The following is an 18,028-nucleotide window of genomic DNA, read 5'->3' as shown; positions in this document are numbered from 1 at the left end:
TGGGATAGCCGCCTCCTACAATAGGCGAGATTCAGAATCATTCTAAATTGCAAAATCGCTAACCTACCAAGGCGGGTGCGGATGAGCTTCTCTGCGCCACGAGGGCGTGGAGAGGCACCCGGCACCCACGAGGGAGCGCTGCCGGGGGATATTTATGTTTCCCTTTCGTGTCAATGATTTAGGAGTGACTGATGCAGCGATTCCGGTGTCCTGGAGCGACGGTGGTGGACGCCGGATTCAGCCATGTTGCTGAAATATCACGCGGTTAATAAGAATGATTTGCATCTGCATCGCGGCTCAGCGTGATTGACGTTGCTTCCACAGATAGTCCGCCTTGGCCATTGCCTCATCGAACCCGCCGCCGGCGCCGGGCAGCGAAAACAGGGCGAAGGCCGCGGTGCCGACGATGATCCGCTCCGCCCGCGCATCGCGCATCGCACCGGTCCACACCCCCTGCCAGTATTCCAGGCTGGTGCCGCGCGGCCGGGGCGTGGACGGCGGCTCCGCCATGCGGGAGGGAAGGGCCAGGTCGTTCGGCTCGCCGTCGATCAGGCGATGGATGGTGGCCGGGCGGAAGGGCGTGTATTGGGCGACGTCGCGCACGCTGCCCAGCACGGAGATATGGGACAAGCCCAGCAGGCGCGCGGTGTCGCGATGCAGTTCGCGGTGCGACGGCTTGGTCACGCCCAGCAGGCTGGTGCGCCCGCCGGCCGGGCTCAGCAGATGGACCGCCTCCAGGGCTGCGTTGCGGAACTGGGTCAGCCGGTGCAGGCCGATCAGCCGATGGATCTGAGGAGCGAGCGCAGTCAGCGGAACATAGGCGATCCGCTGCGCCGCCAGAGCGGCACCGATGTCGTCCGCAGTCGAGCAGACCGGAATCCCGAGCGCAGCGGCCACCACCTCGTACCGTCCGGCGGCGGGGCCGCTGCCGGTGTTGCCGTGCAGAAGGACGCGGTGCCCCGCCTGCGCCACCAGCTTCGCGGCATGAAAGAACCAGGGCGGGTTGTGGTAGTTGGGCGAGGTGAAGCAGGGCCAGTCCAGGTCGGCTTCGGGAATGGGGGACGGGGCTGCCGGGTGCCCCCGGCCCAAGTGCCCCTCGAACCGGGCGGCGACATGGCCCTGCATCGCCCGCACGAAGCCCGCGAGTTCCGGCGCGGTGGCGCCGCGCACGCGCATCATGCCGAACAGCGCGCCGGTCTGGATCGGGTCCGCCTCGCCGGCCAGGACGATGCCCATCGCCTCTTCCGCTTCCTCCATGGTCAGCGGGCGGCCATGGCCGCCGCCGGCGATGCCGAGGACGCCGATGTTCCGGGCCAGCCGGTCATGGGGGGAGTCGCTTTGGCCGACCCGCTCCAGATTGGCGGCCACCTCCGCCGGGGAGGGTTGGCCGTCCAGCAGGTTGGCCGGCCGCGTCGCCAGCGGCGGGACCGGAACGGAGGACGGGACGTTCCAGCCCGGATCGAAGGGCTCGGACGGCCGGCTGGCGACGGTCGGCTGGAACAGGTCGTCGATGGCCGCCGCCAATCCCTGCACCTTCGGCCGCAGCGCCTCGGCGAAGGGGGTGGGAACGAGGCCGCGGCCGGAGCGGACGAACAGCGGATCGCCGAACTCTTCCCGCATCTGGCCGAGCAGGCGGCTGAGCGCCGGGGTCTGCATGTCCAGTTCCCGGGCGGCCAGCGTGACGTTCCGCTTCGACAGAAGGGCATCCAGCGCCACGATCATGCGCCCGCGCGTCAATTTGTCGCTCGCTCGGCTGGCTCTCTGGCGGGATTCGAGCCGGTCCGCAGGCGCGGGGGGAAGATCGCTCATGCTGCCCATATGGTGCTCTCTTCGGTCTCTTGAAGGCCAGCGATAATGATATGCAGTCGCGTTGCGGGGCAAGCGGCCTACTTGAAGGCCAGCAGGATCACACCGGCGGCGATCAGGACGACGCCGAGCCAGTTCGGCGCCGACAGCTTCTCGCCGAGGAACAGCACGCCGAACAGGGCGACCAGCACCACGCTGAGCTTGTCGACGGGCGCCACCTGCGAGGCGGGACCGAGCTTCAGCGCGCGGAAATAGCAGAGCCAGGAGGCCCCGGTGGCAAGGCCCGACAGGACAAGGAACAGCCAAGTCTTTCCCGATACCGCCGATGGCGACAGCGACTGGCCCGTCGAGACGACGATACCGATCAGCAGCAGGAAGATGACGGCCGTCCGGATCAGTGTCGCCATGTCGGAGCCGACACCCTCCACCCCGACCTTGGCGAAGATGGCGGTCAGCGCCGCGAAGCAGGCGGACAACAGGGCCCACAGCATCCAGGACGGAAACAGGCCATCGGTCATTCTCTTGATTTCCCTCATCGTTTTCACCGCGGTCGCCAAGGCGCCGACGGCACCCGAGACATGGAGCCTGCAACGGATGCAATGGCTTCGGGAAGCCCGCTCACCGCCGCGGGGCAGGGCGGCAGGGTCCAAGCGCGGGCATGGCCGCCATCCGTGCTGCGTCGCATCGCCCCACGCGGAAGTTTTTGCAAGTGAGAATTAGAGTCGTTAGCATGTGCCATCGGGACCGGTCCCGGGGGGGCGCACCGGCCCGCTCTGCCCGCCCGGACCTGTCCTGCGCCCATCGGCGTCCGCAGGTTCGGTGCATTCCGGATAATTTTGGGAGTTGTGATGACCATCGTGACGCGCCGCAGGGACCTGTTGACGGCAGGTCTGGCGATCGGGGTTTCCGGCTTGGCGCCCTTCCTCATGCCGCGGGCGGCCTTCGCCCAGACCGCCGCCGCCGGCACCATCCGCCATTCCCAGGGCGAGACGAAGCTGCCCAAGACGGTCAACAAGGTGCTGTGCTTCGACATGGCGTCGCTCGACACGCTGGATGCGCTGGGCGTTCCGGTCGCGGGCGCGCCGAGCGGGCTGAAGCCCGGCAACCTCGCCAAATATGACGGCCCCGGCTATGCCAGGATCGGCACGCTGTTCGAGCCGGATTACGAGGCGGTGAACGCCGCACAGCCCGACCTGATCATCGTCGGCGGCCGGTCCGGCCCGAAATATGCCGAGCTGTCGGCCATCGCCCCCACCATCGACCTGACGGTGAAGCCCGAGCGCTTCTTCGACAGCGCGCTGGAGAATGCCGACACGCTTGGCCGCATCTTCGGCAAGAGCGCCGAGGTGAAGGCCCGTGCCGACAAGCTGCGTGCGACGATCGCCGAGGTGAAGTCGATCGCGGGCAAGGCGGGCAAGGGCCTGCTGATCCTGACCACCGGCGGCAAGATCAGCGCCTATGGTCCGGGGTCGCGCTTCGGCGTGCTCCACACCGAATATGGCGTGGTGCCGGCGGCCGAGAAGCTCGACACCTCCAACCACGGGCAGGCGATCAACTTCGAGTTCATCCTGCAGACCAATCCGGACTGGCTGTTCGTGCTCGACCGCGATTCCGCAATCGGGCGGGAAGGGCAGTCGGCCAAGCAGCTGCTGGACAACGAGATCGTGCGCCGGACCGCCGCATGGCAGAAGGGGCAGGTGGTCTATCTGAACGCGGCGAACTGGTACCTGATCGGCGGCGGGCTGAACGCCATGCAGCAGGATGCCGACGACATCAAGGCGGTCCTGACGAGAAAGGCGTGACGATGTCCGCCTTCGCAATCGCTGCCGGCGGTGGGTCGCCGGCATGAGGGGGATTGTTCTGGCTGCCGCCGGCGTCATCGCGCTGGCGGCAGCCAGCCTGTTCGTCGGCGTCAGCGACGTGACGATCGGCACGATCCTGAGCGGAGCCTCGGACGAGGCGACGCAGGTGCTGCTGGTCAGCCGCATACCGCGCACGCTGGCATTGGTGCTGGCCGGGGCCGGCATGGCGGTGTCGGGCCTGATCCTGCAGATGCTCGCCCGCAACAAGTTCGTCGAGCCGTCCACCGCCGGGACTGCGGAATCGGCGGTGTTCGGCATGCTGATGGTGACGCTGCTGGCGCCGGAAACCCCGATGCTGGGCCGGATGCTGGTGGCGGGCGTCTGCGCACTGGCGGGAACCGCGCTGTTCCTGGGCATCCTGCGGCGGATGCCGCTGCGCTCCCCGCTGATCGTGCCGCTGGTCGGCATCATGCTGGGGGCGGTCATCACCGCTTCGACGGAGTTCGTCGCCTACCGCTTCGACATGCTGCAGTCGGTGCGGGCATGGGAGACCGGCGACTTCTCCGGCGTTCTGCGCGGGCGCTACGAACTGCTGTGGATCGGCGCCGTGCTGACCGCCGTCGCCTATGCCGCGGCGGACCGCTTCACCGTCGCCGGGCTGGGGGAGGATTTCACCACCAACCTGGGCCTGAACCACCGGCGCGTGGTGTCGCTCGGGCTGGTCATCGTGTCGCTGGTGACGGCGGCGGTGATCGCCACCTGCGGCATGATCCCGTTCCTGGGCCTGATCGTGCCCAACCTGATCAGCCTGATGCGCGGCGACAACATGCGCCTCTCGCTGCCCTGGGTGGCGCTGTTCGGCGCCGGGCTGGTGCTGGCCTGCGACATCGCCGGCCGGCTGGTGATCCGCCCCTACGAGATCCCGATCGGTACGACCATGGGCATCGTCGGCAGCGCGATCTTCCTTTACCTGCTGCTGCGGAAGAACCGCCATGCCGCCTGATCGCCGTTCGCTGCCTCCGGCCGTCCTGATCGCAGGGCTGGGCGGGCTGGCGGCCGCGTCCATCGTCCTGTTCCTGACTGTCGGCGCGAAGGGAAGCTGGAGCTTCATTCTGACCTTCCGCGGCACCAAGGTCGCGGCGATGGTGCTGGTCGGCTATGCCATCGCCATGTCCACCGTGCTGTTCCAGACCATCACCAACAACCGGATCCTGACCCCGTCGATCATGGGGTTCGACGCCCTCTACCGGCTGATCCAGACGGTGCTGGTGTTCCAGCTGGGATCCGCCGCGGTGTCGGCCTTCGACCCGCGCCTGCGCTTCGGGATCGAGGTCGCGGCGATGGTGGCCTTTTCCTGGCTGCTCTATCGCTGGCTGTTTTCGGGTAGCTTGCGCGGGCTTCACCTGCTGATGCTGGTGGGCATCGTCTTCGGCGTGCTGTTCCGCAGCCTCACCAGCTTCCTGTACCGGGTGATCGACCCCAACGAGTTCCTGGTGGTGCAGGACCGCATGTTCGCCAGCTTCAACCGGGTGGACGGCCAGCTTCTGGCTGTGTCGGCGCTGGTCGTGCTGGCGGTGTCGGTGATGGTGTGGCGCAAGGCCGGCGTGCTGGACGTGCTGGCGCTGGGGCGGGACGCCGCCATCAACCTGGGCGTCGATCACCGGCGCGAGGTGATGCGGGTGCTGGTGATGGTGTCGGTGCTGGTCGCCGTCTCCACCGCCCTGGTCGGCCCGGTCACCTTCTTCGGCCTGCTGGTCGCCAACCTGGCTTATCTGCTGGTTGACACGCACCGCCACCGGCTGATCCTGCCGGTGGCGGCGCTGGTCGCCATCCTGGTGCTGATGAGCGGCCAGCTTGTCCTGGAACGGCTGCTGGGCTTCAACGGCGCGCTCAGCATCGTCATCGAGTTCCTGGGCGGAATCGTCTTCCTGATCATCCTTGTGCGGAGAGCGGCCCGATGATCGAGGTCCGGAATGCCACCAAGTCCTATGGCGAAACTCTGGTGGTGGACGACGTGTCGATCACGCTGCCGGCCGGCGGCGTCATCTCGCTGATCGGTGCGAACGGGGCGGGGAAATCGACCCTGCTGTCGATGATCAGCCGTCTGCTGCCGGTGCCCGCCGGCACGGTGAGCGTGGATGGCATGGACGTCACGACGACGCCCGGCGACGTGCTGGCGCGGCGCCTGTCGATCCTGCGGCAGGACAACCAGATGACGGCGCGCCTGACCGTACGCGACCTGATCGCCTTCGGCCGCTATCCCCACAGCAAGGGGCGGCTGACGGTGGAGGACCAGGGCCATATCGAGCGGGTCATCCGCTATCTGGAACTGGAGGCGGTCGCCCACCGCTTCCTGGACGAGCTGTCGGGCGGCCAGCGCCAGCGCGCCTTCATCGCCATGGTGCTGTGCCAGGACACCGACTATGTCCTGCTGGACGAGCCGCTGAACAACCTGGACGTCAAGCATGCTGTGGCGATGATGAAGCTGTTCCGCCGCACCGCCGACGAGTTCCGCAAGACCATCATCCTGGTGCTGCACGACATCAACTTCGCCTCCTGCTATTCGGACCGGATCGTGGCGATGCGCAACGGCCGCATCGCGCATCAGGGTCCGCCGGAGGACATCATCACCCCGTGCGTCATCCGCGACGTCTATGGCGTGGATGCGGACATCCACGAGATCGACGGCAAGCGCGTGGCGCTGTATTTCCGTTGACTCAATCGTCCCAGGGCTTCGGGTCGGGGCGGGTGTCGGGCGGCAGCAGGTCGTTGGTGTCCCAGCTCAGCATCAGCAGCAGCACCCACTCCGCGCGGTTGGAGAAACCGTATTGCGGCCCGCTGGAGGAGACCAGCGCACCGGAGTTCTTGTCATAGGCGGTGGCGGCGATCTTGGCGACGCCCTGCGTCAGCTCCTTCTTGAACAGCGAGATCTCCGGGGTGGAGGAGGTGCCGCTGACCGGCATTGGAATGTCGATGCTGGGAATGCCGAGAAGCGAGCTTTCGCTGTCCACCGACAGGGCGCCGACCCGCAGTTCCACGACGGTGGCGGCAGCGTCGCGCGTCTGGGCCATGGCGGCACCATGGCGCAGCAGGGCGTCGCGGACGGCGAAGACGGCGTATTTGGTGTCGTAGCCTTCGACGCCGCTGGCATCGACATAGACGCTGCCCTTCACCGCCAGCCGCCCGGCCAGACGCTCCGCCGCTTGGTCCGCGGCGGTCGAGATCAGAAGCTGTTCGGTGGCGGAGCGGGCAGGCGTGGTGACATGCGCGGTGGAGCATCCGGCGAGACCAAGACAGACCGTGGTGAATAGTATCGGGATGGAGGTCCGGTATAGACGGTGCCATGCCCTGTCCCTACCCGGTACCGGCATGTGAAACGAAGTGGTCCGTCCGCCGAACATTGTGCTTTTCCCTGAACTCTACCATCTGTGGCCGCATGCGAAGCAACGAGCCACCTGAAGCGGCCTATCCAGACCTACGCGTCCGCTCCGGTCAATGGCGCAGATGTTCAGGTCGGTCTCTATGCGTTTGGAGCAAGTCGACGGATCCGACATTACGCGAAGGTTAGAGATCTATGGAAATCGTCACGGCGCGACAGCGGAGATATTGATAATCATTCGCAGTTCTGCTATCAGCGACAGACGGATTTTCCTCATTCCCGCCCTCAGGCTTCCTGACCCTGGCCCCAACCCATTCTGGACCGACATGGCTTCCAATCGGGCTTCCGATCGGGTTTCCGATCGGACTGCGGATATGGCCTCCCACATGCGCCGCCTGCTGGTCGATGGCCTCTTCCGGCAGCACAATTCGGGCCTCCTGCGCTTCCTCGTCCGCCGGCTGGGCTGTCGGGAGAGTGCGGCCGATGCCGCGCAGGAGGTCTATCTGCGCCTGCTGCGCTTTGCCGGATCGGGGCCGATCAGCCATGAGACGTCATACCTGTATGCCGCCGCCGCCAACGTCGCGTCCGACCTTGCGCGCGCCCGCCGGGCGGAGGAACAGCGCGCGGCCGGCGACCTGCCGGATTGCCTGCCCGACCCGGCCGGCGCGGCCGAGACGGCGCGGCCGGACGATGCCGCCGCCGCCCGCCAACGGGTGCGCCTGATGCAGGCGGTGGTGGACGAATTGCCGCCGCGTTGCCGCGAGGTGTTCCTGCTCAACAAGATCGACGGGCTGAGCCATGGCGAGATTGCTAATCGCCTTGGAATTTCGCGCAACATGGTTGAAAAGCACATCATCAAGGCGCTGCTGCATTGCCGGCAGAGGCTGGGCGACGGCACAGGCGACCAACCGTAGGGGTACTCCGTCCTTGGGCGTCAGGGAAGGAGCGCCTTTCCAGGTCCAATACGGTATGGGTCCAGCGAGCGTCAGGAACAGGCGATGACCTCCGATCATAAATGCGCATCGGGAACCGCACCGGATGCCCTCACCGAAGAGGCGGCGCGGCGTCTTGTACGCCTGCAGTCCGACGCGGTGACGGACGCCGAACGCCGCGATATCGAGGCGTGGCTCGCCGCCAGTCCGCAGCACCGTGCCGCCTTCGACGGCCTGCGCGCGGTATGGAGCGCGCTGGATAGGATGCCCGACCCGCGCCCGGCGGCATCCATTGTGCCGATGCGCCGGAACCGCTCCGCCAGTTCCTCCGTCAGCCGCCGTTTCGCCCCGCTGGCTTTGCTGGCTGCGAGCGTTGCCATTGCTGCGGTCTTCGGCCCCGCCACCCTGGACCGCCTGGGCAGCGACCACAGCACCGCGGCGGGGGAGCGGCGGACCGTGACGCTTGCCGACGGATCGCAGGTCCAACTCAACACCGACAGCGCCATCGCGGTCGATTTCAGCGGCTCGAACCGCCGCGTGACCCTTCGCCAGGGCGAAGCCTTCTTCATGGTCACCTCCGACCGCAGCCGGCCCTTCGAAGTGACGACGATGGGCGCGGTCACCCGCGTGGTCGGCACACGCTTCGCCGTGCGCCGGATGGATGGCTCCACCCGCGTGGCGGTGGAGGAGGGCACGGTCGAAGTCCACTGCCCGGCCGGCATTGCGTCGGCGGAGGACGGCGTCCGCCTGACGGCCGGGGAAACCGCGCGTTATGAGGAGGGTGCCTGCCCGGTGCGCGAGACTGGACTGAACGTCGCCCGCCTCACGGCATGGCGCGACGGCCGCGTGGTCTTCGACGACCGCAGCCTCAGCGAGGTGGTGGGGGAGTTGAACCGCTATCGGGCAGGCCCCATCGTCCTGCTCGATTCCAAACTGGGGGAGCGGCGGATCACCGGCGTCTTCGACATCCGCGATCCCGACCGTGCCCTGTCCGCCATCGAACAAGTGCTGCCCATCCGCGTCCACCGCATCGCCGGCTACTTCGCCGTCCTGACCGGGCGGGAGGGGTGAGCGGATTCGCGATCAGGTGATGTCGTCGAGGTCGACTTGCAGGGCTTCGGCGATCCGCTTCAACACGTCCACCGTGCCGATCCGGGAACCCGCTTCGATCTGGGACACGTAAGCCTGCTTCAACCCGGCGGCGTCGCCCAACTGCGCTTGCGTCAGACCCCTGTATTGCCGGAACACCTTCACCGGGTGCTCGCCGTCGAACAGGCGGTCGGCCACCTCCGCAGGATAGGTTTCCGGCTTTGCGGCCTGATAGGCATCGAAGGCACGAAGGCCGATCGCTTCGTCGGCGGCTTCCAGGAGCCGTTCGTATTCTGCGATCGGCAGCACCGCAAAAGCGGGCCGGCCCTGGTCGTCCCTGATGATCTGAGCGGGGTTAGTCATAAATGTCTCCTCTCGGGCCGATCTCGATAACGATCAGGACCGGAACGCCGGCTTCTATCGTATAGACCACCCGCCAGTCTCCGACACAGAGCCGATAGCCGTCGCGGCCCTTCAACTTCTTTACATTGCGTGCCTTTGCCGGATCGGCAGCCACTTCTTCGATCTTTTGGCGAATCAGATCCGCCGTGTTGCGCGGCGTCCGACGGAGGATCTTGAGCGTATCGGCTGTGTAGCGGATCGAGCGCATGCAAAAAAATAGCGATTTGCAATGACATTTCCCAGCGAAATGTGATTTTGAGCGTTCCTTAGATTAGCCCTTCGGCAGACATCCTGAGAATAATTCGCAAAATCGTCAAAACAGACATCAGGGGTTTCGCGCCGCCGCCGGTCTTATCGGTCAGGAGGATCCCGGCTTGGCCTTGGCAACGGGCGGCGGGATCGATCGAGAAGCGACGAGACGACAATGGCGAGCGACATCCGGACGGCGGGGGACAGGGGCCTGCTTCCGCTGCGACATTCCCTGCGGCATTACTTCCCCGGCAAGACCCTGCGCGTCCTGCTGCTGGCGACCATGGCCGGCGTGGCGGTGGAAGGCGGCGCGGCGCAGGCCCAGACGGCCGCGGCGAGCGATGCCCGCCAATACGACATCCCGGCGCAGCCGCTGTCCTCCGCCTTGACCGACTTCGCCAGCCGGGCGGGCATCCAGCTTCTCTACAGCTCCGACATGACGGCGAACCTGCGGTCGCCGGGGGTCAGCGGGCGGCTGTCGGCGGATCAGGCGCTGCCGAAGCTGCTGCAGGGGACCGGCCTGACCTGGCGCTACACCGATGCCGGCACGGTGACGCTGCTGCCGACACCTTCGGTGTCCGGCGATGCGGGCAGTGCCATCCAGTTGCCGGAGGTCAATGTCCAGGCCACAGCCTGGCGGAGCTGGCAGCCGGTGGACGGCTATGTCGCTGGGGTGACCACCACCGGCACCAAGACCGACACGCCGCTGATCGAATCGCCGCAGTCGGTCAGCGTGGTGACGCGCGACCAGATGGACGACCAGGGATCGCAGACGGTGTCGCAGACCCTGCGCTACACCCCCGGCGTCCTGGCGGAGGTGCGGCCGAGCGCCCGCTATGACAGCGTGTTCGTGCGCGGATTCGGCGGGCAGGGTGCCGGTGCGGCCTATGTCAACTTCTTGGATGGGCTGCGGCAGCAACGCAGCATCTCCTACGCCATCCCGACGGTGGATCCCTGGCTGCTGGAGCGCATCGAGATCCTGCGCGGTCCGGCCTCCGTCCTTTATGGGCAGGCGGGTTCGGGCGGCATCGTCAATCTGGTCAGCCGGCGCCCGACCGAAACCGCCACCCACGAGGTGCGGGTGGAGGCCGGCAGCAACAACCGGCTGCAGACCATGTTCGATACCGGCGGCAAGCTGACGGAGGATGGGCAGTTCCTGTACCGCCTGACCGGCATCGGCCGCAAATCGGGCACGCAGTTCGACGATGTGGACGACGACCGCATCGCCATCGCGCCGGCCATCACCTGGAGGCCGACGTCCGACACCAGCCTGACCGTGCTCGCCAGCTATCAGCGCGACCCGGAGGGCGGGTTCTACAACTTCGCGCCCGCCGTCGGCACCGTGCTGCCGAACCGCAACGGCAAGCTCAGCTCCAGCTTTTATGCCGGCGATCCGGCCTACGACAACTACACGCGCAATTCGGCGTCCATCGGCTATCAGTTCGAACACCGGCTGAGCGACGTGTGGACCCTGCGGCAGAATGCCCGCTACAACCACGTCAACTCGTCCTTCAGCGCCATCTCCTTCTCGTCGCTCCAGGCCAACCAGCGCACGGCCACGCGGTCGATCAGCGACGTCAACGACATGGCCAACACGCTGGCCATCGACAACCAGGCGCAGGCCACGGTGATGACCGGGCCGGTCGATCACACGCTGCTGTTCGGCACCGACTGGTCGCGCGGCTTCGCCCGCCGCGACCTGGGGCAGTTCACCGGCGTGACCGTGCCGACGATGGACATCTTCAACCCGGTCTACGGCTACAGCTATCCCACCGCGCGCAGCGTGCAGACCACGCGGCAGATCCAGACCCAGCTGGGCTTCTACGCGCAGGATCAGGTCGCCTACGAGAACTGGCGCCTGACGGTCGGCGTGCGCCACGACCGCGCCGACAGCGAGACGACGGTGCTGACCTCCAACAACAGCCGGACCAGCCAGTCGGACAACGCCTTCACCTGGCGGGCCGGGCTGCTCTACCTGTTCGACAACGGCATCACGCCCTACGTCAACTATTCCACCAGCTTCCTGCCGAACTCCGGCAGCTATTCGCCAGCGCGCGGCGGCAGCGCCTTCAGCCCGACCAAGGGCGAGCAGTATGAGGCCGGCGTCAAGTACCAGCCGCCGGGCATGAACAGCTTCATCCAGCTGGCCGGCTATTCCATCCGCCAGCGCGACGTGCTGACCGTCGATCCGCTGAACAACCTCTACAGCGTCCAGACCGGCGAGATCCGCTCCCGCGGCATCGAGCTGGAGGGGCGGGCGAGCCTGACCAGCAGCCTGGACCTGATCGGCGCCTACAGCTACATCGACGCCGAGGTGACCAAGTCCAACACGGCAGGCGTCGCGGGCAACCGCGTGCCGCAGGTGCCGCATCACATGGCAAGCGGCTGGGTCAACTACCGCTTCCAGAGCGGCCCGCTCACCGGGCTGGAGCTGGGCGGCGGCGTCCGCTATGTCGGACCGACCGCCGGCAACGACGTGAACAGCTTCGAAGTGCCGGGTTACACGCTGGCCGACGCCGCGATCCGCTACGATCTGGGCGCCCTGAAGACGGAGTTGACCGGGGCGGAACTGACGCTGAACGTCACCAACCTGTTCGACAAGGAATTCGTTTCCAGCTGTTCCAGCGCCACCGCCTGCTTCTTCGGCGACCGGCGCCTGGTGCTGGCGGGGGTGCGCTACAAATGGTGAGTGATCGGATGCTGAATGATAGGACGATGACGCGGCGCGGCATGATCGGCGCTTCGATTGCGACGGCTGCCGCGGCTGCCGACCTGATGCTGTGCGGTCCCGCCGCCGCCGGGGAGCCGGTGGCGGTGACGCTGCCCCGCACGGTGCAGTGGGACATGACCGCCGGCGGCGATCCGGCCCGGCCCCATCGCATCTTCGCGTCCTGGCCGGAAACCCCGCCGCCGCCGGAAGGCTGGCCGGTGCTGTATCTGCTGGACGGCAACAGCATCTTCGGCACGGCGACCGAGGCGATGCGGGTGGTCGGCGGGCATGGCGCTGCGGTGGGCATCCCGCCGGCCCTGGTGATCGCCATCGGATATCCGACGGATAAGGCCTTCGACCAGCCCCGGCGGGCGCGGGACTATACGCCGCCGGCCGCCGGGGCGCCGTCCGGCACCGGCGGGGCCGACGCCTTCCTGGACTTCATCGAAGCGGACCTGAAGCCGGAGGTGGAGCGGCGGTTCCGGGTCGACCGTAGCCGCCAGACCCTGTTCGGCCACTCCTATGGCGGGCTGTTCGTCCTGCATGCGCTGTTCACGCGCTGCGAGGCGTTCCAGCGCTTCGTCGCCGCCAGCCCGTCGATCTGGTGGCAGGACCGCGCCATCCTGGGCGAGGAACGCCGCTTCACCGACGCCCTTCCGCCGGCCGCCGCTACGCGCAGCCTGCTGGTGACTGTCGGCGAGAACGAGTTGCAGGCCCCGCCCGGCGAGCCGCCCGACCCGGCACGCGAGGAGCGGCGGCGCAAGGCGCGGATGGAGGACAACGCGCGCGAATTGGCGGAGCGTCTGGCAGCGCTGGGTCCGCGCGGACCGGCGGTGAGCTTCGTGTCCTTCGCGGGCGAGAACCATGGTTCGGTCATTCCGGCGGCGGTCAGCCGCGCGGTGGCCGTGGCGCTCGGGCGTTAGCCGGGCCTTCAGCGGGTCGGCAGGCGGTCGAGTTGGTCGGGGTTGGGGGTGCCGTTCGCCCGCAGCAGCACCGCCTCGCCCGATGCCGGGAAGATGCCGGTCAGTGCGGTGACGGTGACCTGATGCGTCACCAGCACGACCGGCTGGCCATCGCGCGGCAGGTCGGCAAGGAACTGGCGGAGTTCGGTGATCTTGTCCTTTTCCTCCTCCGGCCGACGGATGAAGGAATTGAGGGCGGACATCTCCTTCACCGGACCGAGGTCCAGCAGCCGCGCGGTCTCCAGGCAGCGGCACCATTGGCTGGACAGCACGCGGGCCTTGGCGATGCCGAGCTGCCGCAGCCGCTCGCCGATGCGCTCGGCCTGGGCGCGGCCGTCGCCGCTGAGGTTGCGCTGGGTCGCGCAATCGTCCAGCGTGAAGCCGGGCGGGTCGCCGGTGCCCGGAGCCTCCGCATGGCGCATCAGCACGACGAGCCCGGCGGTCTCCACCGCTGCGGCGGGAAGCGCACCGCCCAAGACGGCAAGCACCGCGGCAGCGGAAAGAACCATCAGGGTATGGCGGCGCGGGATGGGCATCGGCATCTCCGTTGGCGGTGCGGCTCTCCGCCCCCCACTTGCCGGGAAGGCGGTCCACCCCATGTGTGGCGAGGATGCCTGATGAGAGGGAGTGCGTCACCATGGTCCGCAGCCGCCTGCTCAACACCCGATCCCGTGTATTTGTTGCCGCAAGCTTTGCCGCCGTTACGGCGGCGGTGGCGCTGCCGGCGCTCGCCCATCATGGCTGGGGCGGCTATGATTCCGAAAAGACGCTGACCCTGACCGGCACGGTCGAACAGTTCGCCTTCAGCAACCCGCACGCGATGCTGAACCTGCAATCGGACGGCAAGCTGTGGCATGTGGTGCTGGCGCCGCCCGGCCGCATGACCGCGCGCGGCCTGCCGGACGGGACGATCAAGCCCGGCCAGACGGTGACCGTCGTCGGCTATGCCCACAAGTCCGAACCGGCGGAACTGCGGGCGGAGCGCATCACGGCCGATGGCAAGACGGTCGAGCTGCGCTGATGGACCACAGCCAGGGCCCGGCCGGACCCGGCTGGCTGGTGGCGCTGGAGACCTCCGGCCTGGGCGAGGCACTGCGCCAGTCGCTCTGGCTCTATCCGCTGGTCGAGGTGCTGCACATCCTGGGGCTGGCATTGCTGGTCGGGGCGATCGCCGCCTTCGATCTGCGGCTGATGGGCCTGCATGCCCGCCTGCCGGCCGAGGCGCTGTCCCGTCTGCTGCTGCCGGTGGCGGTCATCGGCTTCGTCCTGGCGGTGCCGACCGGAATGCTGCTGTTCATCAGCGAGGCGACCGCGCTGGCCGGCAATCCGGCCTTCCTCGTCAAAATGGGGCTTCTGGTCGCCGCGCTTGCCAACATCGCGCTGTTCCATCGCGGCGCCGGACGCCGGATCCTCGATTGGGGCGGGGGAGGGCGGCCACCGCCGGCGGCGCGCGTGGCCGGCGCGGCCTCGCTGCTGCTGTGGGTCGCGGTTCTGGCGGCCGGGCGGCTGATCGCCTACGTTTAGGGGGAGCCGCATAGCCCCTTCGGGGTATCGCCGGCCTTGCATGCGCAGGTGTTGCCTGGGCAGAGTGGCGCGACGCTTCCGATCCAAAGGATAATGGCTGTGAGCACCCTGGGACGCACCCCCGCGCTGGCCTTGTCGCTGGCCCTGTCCCTCTTCGTCTGGGTGTCCGGGCCATGCTGGGCGGCGGGAACGGAACGGCGGGTGGCGCTGATCCTGGGCAACAGCGCCTATCAGCATGCGCCGCGGCTGCCCAACCCGGTCAATGACGCCAAGGCGATGGCCGAATCCCTGCGGGCGGTCGGGTTCGAATTGATCGGCGGGGCGCCGCAGATCGATCTGGACCGGACAGGCACCGAGCGGGTGATCCGCAGCTTCGGCGCCCGGCTGGCCGGGGCGGATGTCGGGCTGTTCTTCTATGCCGGGCACGGCATGCAGGCGCGCGGCACCAATTACCTCCTGCCGGTCTCCGCCAATCTGGAGAAGGAGTCGGACGTCCGCTATGAGTTGGTCGACATCGCCATGGTGCTGGACGAGATGGCGCTGGCGGAAAGCCGGATGAACATCGTCATCCTGGACGCCTGCCGCAACAATCCCTTCGGCGGCAGGGGACTGCGCGCGGCGTCGCCCGGGCTGGCGCAGATGCAGGCGCCGGCCGGCACGATCATCGCCTATGCGACGCAGCCGGGCGCGGTGGCAGCCGACGGCACCGGGTCGAACAGCCCCTATACCGAAGCCTTGTCGAAAGCCCTGCTGAAACCCGGGGAAACGGTATTCGACGTCTTCAACGATGTCGGCATCACGGTCAAGCGCAACACCGGCGGCGTCCAGCAGCCGTGGGTGTCGGCATCCCCCATCGAAGGGCGCTTCTATTTCCTGGGGCCGACGACGGTGGTGACCCAGCCGCCGGCCGAGGCGGCCCCTGCCGCGGGAGCCGCCGCCGGTGCCGCCGTGGGAGCCGACAAGGAAACGCTGTTCTGGGACAGCATCAAGGGCAGTTCCAACCGTGGGCTGTTCGAAGCCTATCTGAAGCAGTTCCCGCAGGGCACCTTCACGGCGATCGCCGAGGCGCGGGTCGCCGAACTTGGCGGGACATCGAGTGCAGCCGCTACCGCGGAACGGGCGCCGGTGTCGGTCGCCGCCCTGGCCGCTCCGCCGGTTCCCGCACCCGCCCCCGTCCCGGCCGCTCCACCCATGCCGGCCGCCCGGCCGGTCGATGTCGAGGCGATCCCCTATCTCAGCGGCAAGTCGCGGGCCGCTCTGGCCGTGTATCCCGACCTGCCGTCGCCCAAGGCCCTGGCGATCTCGACCAAGGGTAACTACGCCTACTTCACGAACAAGTCGAACAGCCGGACCGCGGACGACGTCAGGCGCAGCGCCCTGCAATATTGCCAGTACAGGGCGGAGGAGCCCTGCACCCTCTACGCCGTCGACGATGGCGTGGTGATGGACGGCAAGCGATTCGTGCCAATGCCTGTGGAAATCCTGGGCTCCGGCTCCTTCGATCCGGCGCGCGTCCCCTTCGTCAGCGACCGCACGCGCAAGGTCGGCATGGTCAACTACCAGCGCAATGCCGGGCACAAGGCTCTAGCCCTGACGCTGACCGGCCGCTGGGCGTCGGTGTGGGACCGCGACAGCGAGGAGGAGGCCGGCACCGCGGCGGTCGAGAAGTGCGAGCAGGACGGCGGCAAGGAGGAATGCCTGCTCTACGCCGTGAATGACGAGATCGTCCTGGACGCACCGCCCGAGGAGGAGACGGCGGACGACGAGGAGGAGTGATCCGGCATCCCCCTTAAGCGGTGTCGGGAAACGGAACGGGCCGGCACCTTGAAGGGTACCGGCCCGTTCCGCATCATGGTCCTGATGCCGACCGCTCAGCGGTCGCCCAGATCGTGCTCAATCTCGGTGACCAGCCGTTCCGCGCATTGCAGGGCGCGCTGGCGGTCCTCGTCGGTCATGCCCTGCATGGGATCGGATTGCGCAGGGAAGGATTCCGACCGACAGAGCCGGCGACCCGATGCGCAGACCATCACTTCGTACTGGCGGCTGTCCTCGTTGAACAGGCACTCGGACTCGAAGCCCTTGGCGTCGGTTTCGGCCCACATGATCGTCTTGCTCATCGTCCGGCTCCTTTGGTCTGGGTCGGCATTTTTGGTTCGGCGCGGCCTACTTGGCGTTCGCCATCGCCACGGCGGTGTCGGCCATGCGGTTGGAGAAGCCCCATTCGTTATCATACCACGCCATGACGCGCACGAAATTGCCGTCGATGACCTTGGTCTCGTTCAGCGCGAAGGTCGAGCTGTGCGGGTCGTGGTTGAAGTCGGTGGACACCAGCTCCTCGTCGTAGGCGCCCAGCACGCCCTTGAGCGGGCCGTTGGCGGCATCGCTGATCGCCTTGGTGATTTCCTCGACCGAGGTGGCGCGCTTGGACGTGAACTTGAAGTCGACGACCGAGACGTTCGGGGTCGGAACGCGCATGGCGGTGCCGTCCAGCTTGCCCTTCAGCTCCGGCAGGACCTTGCCGACGGCCTTGGCCGCACCGGTCGAAGTCGGGATCATGTTCAGGGCCGCCGCGCGGGCGCGGTGCAGGTCCTTGTGGTTGGTGTCGACGATCCGCTGGTCACCCGTGTAGGAGTGGATCGTGGTCATGAAGCCCTTCTCGATGCCCACCAGGTTGTGGAGGACATGGGCGACCGGCGCCAGGCAGTTGGTGGTGCACGACGCGTTGGAGACGATTCGGTGCTCGGCCGTCAGCTTGTCGTGGTTGACGCCGTAGACGACGGTGATGTCCTCGTCGGTGGCCGGAGCGGAGATCAGCACCTTCTCGGCGCCGGCTTCCAGATGCTTGGCGGCATCGGCGCGCTTGGTGAAGATGCCCGAGCATTCCATGGCGATCTGGACGCCCAGGTCCTTCCACGGCAGCTTGGCCGGGTCACGTTCCTGCACGACCTTGATGGAGTGGCCGTTGACGATCAGGACGCCGTCGCCCGTTTCGATGGTGCCGGGGAAGCGGCCGTGGACGCTGTCGTACTTCAGCAGGTGCGCGTTGGCCTTCAGATCGGCCAGGTCGTTGATCGCCACGACCTCCACGTCCTTGCGGCCGCTCTCGTAGATGGCGCGCAGAACCAGACGGCCGATGCGGCCAAAACCGTTGATCGCTACCCGTACAGCCATGA

General features: G+C 67.4%; 19 protein-coding genes. 11 read left to right on the top strand and 8 right to left on the bottom strand.

What is annotated here, in order from left to right; translation table 11 throughout:
- Nucleotides 1-297: 297 nt before the first annotated feature.
- A complete protein-coding gene (locus tag VD964_RS21235; RefSeq protein ID WP_324870482.1) occupies nucleotides 298-1,737 on the bottom strand; it encodes a glycosyl transferase family protein in 1,440 nt (479 codons plus the stop codon).
- 149 nt (nucleotides 1,738-1,886) lie between these two features.
- On the bottom strand, nucleotides 1,887-2,324 hold the full coding sequence (locus tag VD964_RS21230; RefSeq protein ID WP_324870481.1) for an EamA family transporter: 438 nt from the start codon (nucleotides 2,322-2,324) through the stop codon (nucleotides 1,887-1,889).
- 330 nt (nucleotides 2,325-2,654) lie between these two features.
- Here VD964_RS21230 and VD964_RS21225 point away from each other — a divergent pair, with 330 nt between their 5' ends.
- From VD964_RS21225 to VD964_RS21210, 4 genes are read left to right on the top strand one after another with little or no spacing between them, the layout of a single operon-like run.
- Nucleotides 2,655-3,608, top strand: a complete 954-nt coding sequence (locus VD964_RS21225; RefSeq protein WP_324870480.1) for a siderophore ABC transporter substrate-binding protein — start codon at nucleotides 2,655-2,657, stop codon at nucleotides 3,606-3,608.
- A gap of 43 nt (nucleotides 3,609-3,651) precedes the next feature.
- Nucleotides 3,652-4,611 carry an ABC transporter permease gene (locus VD964_RS21220; protein WP_324870479.1) on the top strand — a complete coding sequence of 320 codons (960 nt, stop codon included), beginning with the start codon at nucleotides 3,652-3,654 and terminating at the stop codon, nucleotides 4,609-4,611.
- Complete coding sequence (locus VD964_RS21215) at nucleotides 4,601-5,569, top strand: iron chelate uptake ABC transporter family permease subunit (protein ID WP_324870478.1); 969 nt, start codon at nucleotides 4,601-4,603, stop codon at nucleotides 5,567-5,569. The genes VD964_RS21220 and VD964_RS21215 overlap by 11 nt, the downstream gene beginning before the upstream one ends.
- A complete protein-coding gene (locus VD964_RS21210) occupies nucleotides 5,566-6,324 on the top strand; it encodes an ABC transporter ATP-binding protein (protein WP_324870477.1) in 759 nt (252 codons plus the stop codon). The genes VD964_RS21215 and VD964_RS21210 overlap by 4 nt, the downstream gene beginning before the upstream one ends.
- 1 nt (nucleotide 6,325) lies before the next feature.
- Here VD964_RS21210 and VD964_RS21205 read toward each other — a convergent pair whose 3' ends face one another.
- The gene (locus VD964_RS21205; protein WP_324870476.1) at nucleotides 6,326-6,979 is read right to left on the bottom strand and encodes a DUF6655 family protein; all 654 of its coding nucleotides are present in this window, start codon (nucleotides 6,977-6,979) and stop codon (nucleotides 6,326-6,328) included.
- Nucleotides 6,980-7,361: 382 nt separating this feature from the next.
- Between VD964_RS21205 and VD964_RS21200 the strand changes: the two genes are divergently transcribed.
- Together VD964_RS21200 and VD964_RS21195 are read left to right on the top strand one after the other, a co-directional pair.
- On the top strand, nucleotides 7,362-7,901 hold the full coding sequence (locus VD964_RS21200; RefSeq protein ID WP_324870475.1) for a sigma-70 family RNA polymerase sigma factor: 540 nt from the start codon (nucleotides 7,362-7,364) through the stop codon (nucleotides 7,899-7,901).
- A gap of 84 nt (nucleotides 7,902-7,985) precedes the next feature.
- Entirely contained in the window at nucleotides 7,986-8,990 is a 1,005-nt protein-coding gene (locus VD964_RS21195) for a FecR family protein (RefSeq protein ID WP_324870474.1), read from the top strand.
- A 12-nt stretch (nucleotides 8,991-9,002) separates the two neighbouring features.
- Here the strand turns inward: VD964_RS21195 and VD964_RS21190 are convergent, their stop codons facing one another.
- The gene (locus tag VD964_RS21190) at nucleotides 9,003-9,371 is read right to left on the bottom strand and encodes a helix-turn-helix transcriptional regulator (RefSeq protein ID WP_324870473.1); all 369 of its coding nucleotides are present in this window, start codon (nucleotides 9,369-9,371) and stop codon (nucleotides 9,003-9,005) included.
- On the bottom strand, nucleotides 9,364-9,618 hold the full coding sequence (locus tag VD964_RS21185) for a type II toxin-antitoxin system RelE/ParE family toxin (RefSeq protein WP_324870472.1): 255 nt from the start codon (nucleotides 9,616-9,618) through the stop codon (nucleotides 9,364-9,366). Before VD964_RS21185 ends, VD964_RS21190 begins: the two co-directional genes overlap by 8 nt.
- 216 nt (nucleotides 9,619-9,834) lie before the next feature.
- Here VD964_RS21185 and VD964_RS21180 point away from each other — a divergent pair, with 216 nt between their 5' ends.
- Nucleotides 9,835-12,348 (top strand): TonB-dependent siderophore receptor, encoded by a 2,514-nt coding sequence (locus tag VD964_RS21180; protein WP_324870471.1) that lies wholly within the window; start codon nucleotides 9,835-9,837, stop codon nucleotides 12,346-12,348.
- Between the two features lie 8 nt (nucleotides 12,349-12,356).
- Nucleotides 12,357-13,292, top strand: coding sequence for an alpha/beta hydrolase (locus tag VD964_RS21175; protein WP_324870470.1), 936 nt, complete (start codon nucleotides 12,357-12,359; stop codon nucleotides 13,290-13,292).
- A gap of 8 nt (nucleotides 13,293-13,300) precedes the next feature.
- On the opposite strand, the gene VD964_RS21170 is transcribed toward VD964_RS21175, so the two are convergent.
- On the bottom strand, nucleotides 13,301-13,867 hold the full coding sequence (locus tag VD964_RS21170; protein WP_324870469.1) for a histidine phosphatase family protein: 567 nt from the start codon (nucleotides 13,865-13,867) through the stop codon (nucleotides 13,301-13,303).
- Nucleotides 13,868-13,968: 101 nt separating this feature from the next.
- Between VD964_RS21170 and VD964_RS21165 the strand changes: the two genes are divergently transcribed.
- From VD964_RS21165 to VD964_RS21155, 3 genes are all read left to right on the top strand, one after another.
- Nucleotides 13,969-14,352: a DUF6152 family protein gene (locus VD964_RS21165; RefSeq protein ID WP_324870468.1), complete on the top strand. Its 384-nt coding sequence runs from the start codon at nucleotides 13,969-13,971 to the stop codon at nucleotides 14,350-14,352.
- A complete protein-coding gene (locus VD964_RS21160; protein WP_324870467.1) occupies nucleotides 14,352-14,855 on the top strand; it encodes a DUF6644 family protein in 504 nt (167 codons plus the stop codon). The genes VD964_RS21165 and VD964_RS21160 overlap by 1 nt, the downstream gene beginning before the upstream one ends.
- A 93-nt stretch (nucleotides 14,856-14,948) precedes the next feature.
- Nucleotides 14,949-16,631: a caspase family protein gene (locus VD964_RS21155; RefSeq protein ID WP_324870466.1), complete on the top strand. Its 1,683-nt coding sequence runs from the start codon at nucleotides 14,949-14,951 to the stop codon at nucleotides 16,629-16,631.
- 95 nt (nucleotides 16,632-16,726) lie between these two features.
- On the opposite strand, the gene VD964_RS21150 is transcribed toward VD964_RS21155, so the two are convergent.
- Both VD964_RS21150 and gap read right to left on the bottom strand, forming a co-directional pair.
- The gene (locus tag VD964_RS21150; RefSeq protein ID WP_324870465.1) at nucleotides 16,727-16,972 is read right to left on the bottom strand and encodes a hypothetical protein; all 246 of its coding nucleotides are present in this window, start codon (nucleotides 16,970-16,972) and stop codon (nucleotides 16,727-16,729) included.
- Between the two features lie 46 nt (nucleotides 16,973-17,018).
- Complete coding sequence (gene gap / locus VD964_RS21145; RefSeq protein ID WP_324870464.1) at nucleotides 17,019-18,026, bottom strand: type I glyceraldehyde-3-phosphate dehydrogenase; 1,008 nt, start codon at nucleotides 18,024-18,026, stop codon at nucleotides 17,019-17,021.
- Nucleotides 18,027-18,028 lie beyond the last annotated feature (2 nt).

This window comes from Azospirillum sp., assembly GCF_035628975.1.
Taxonomy (GTDB): domain Bacteria; phylum Pseudomonadota; class Alphaproteobacteria; order Azospirillales; family Azospirillaceae; genus Azospirillum.
Note: the sequence above shows the minus strand (reverse complement) of the source record. Positions and strands in the feature narration are given on the sequence as shown.

What these genes read in the sequence shown, in the direction of transcription:
- VD964_RS21230 (WP_324870481.1), bottom strand. Translation starts at nt 2,324, where the DNA reads ATGACCGATGGCCTGTTTCCGTCCTGGATGCTGTGGGCCCTGTTGTCC.
- VD964_RS21225 (WP_324870480.1), top strand. Translation starts at nt 2,655, where the DNA reads ATGACCATCGTGACGCGCCGCAGGGACCTGTTGACGGCAGGTCTGGCG.
- VD964_RS21220 (WP_324870479.1), top strand. Translation starts at nt 3,652, where the DNA reads ATGAGGGGGATTGTTCTGGCTGCCGCCGGCGTCATCGCGCTGGCGGCA.
- VD964_RS21215 (WP_324870478.1), top strand. Translation starts at nt 4,601, where the DNA reads ATGCCGCCTGATCGCCGTTCGCTGCCTCCGGCCGTCCTGATCGCAGGG.
- VD964_RS21210 (WP_324870477.1), top strand. Translation starts at nt 5,566, where the DNA reads ATGATCGAGGTCCGGAATGCCACCAAGTCCTATGGCGAAACTCTGGTG.
- VD964_RS21205 (WP_324870476.1), bottom strand. Translation starts at nt 6,979, where the DNA reads ATGCCGGTACCGGGTAGGGACAGGGCATGGCACCGTCTATACCGGACC.
- VD964_RS21200 (WP_324870475.1), top strand. Translation starts at nt 7,362, where the DNA reads ATGGCCTCCCACATGCGCCGCCTGCTGGTCGATGGCCTCTTCCGGCAG.
- VD964_RS21195 (WP_324870474.1), top strand. Translation starts at nt 7,986, where the DNA reads ATGACCTCCGATCATAAATGCGCATCGGGAACCGCACCGGATGCCCTC.
- VD964_RS21190 (WP_324870473.1), bottom strand. Translation starts at nt 9,371, where the DNA reads ATGACTAACCCCGCTCAGATCATCAGGGACGACCAGGGCCGGCCCGCT.
- VD964_RS21185 (WP_324870472.1), bottom strand. Translation starts at nt 9,618, where the DNA reads ATGCGCTCGATCCGCTACACAGCCGATACGCTCAAGATCCTCCGTCGG.
- VD964_RS21180 (WP_324870471.1), top strand. Translation starts at nt 9,835, where the DNA reads ATGGCGAGCGACATCCGGACGGCGGGGGACAGGGGCCTGCTTCCGCTG.
- VD964_RS21175 (WP_324870470.1), top strand. Translation starts at nt 12,357, where the DNA reads ATGCTGAATGATAGGACGATGACGCGGCGCGGCATGATCGGCGCTTCG.
- VD964_RS21170 (WP_324870469.1), bottom strand. Translation starts at nt 13,867, where the DNA reads ATGCCCATCCCGCGCCGCCATACCCTGATGGTTCTTTCCGCTGCCGCG.
- VD964_RS21165 (WP_324870468.1), top strand. Translation starts at nt 13,969, where the DNA reads ATGGTCCGCAGCCGCCTGCTCAACACCCGATCCCGTGTATTTGTTGCC.
- VD964_RS21160 (WP_324870467.1), top strand. Translation starts at nt 14,352, where the DNA reads ATGGACCACAGCCAGGGCCCGGCCGGACCCGGCTGGCTGGTGGCGCTG.
- VD964_RS21155 (WP_324870466.1), top strand. Translation starts at nt 14,949, where the DNA reads ATGGCTGTGAGCACCCTGGGACGCACCCCCGCGCTGGCCTTGTCGCTG.
- VD964_RS21150 (WP_324870465.1), bottom strand. Translation starts at nt 16,972, where the DNA reads ATGAGCAAGACGATCATGTGGGCCGAAACCGACGCCAAGGGCTTCGAG.
- gap (WP_324870464.1), bottom strand. Translation starts at nt 18,026, where the DNA reads ATGGCTGTACGGGTAGCGATCAACGGTTTTGGCCGCATCGGCCGTCTG.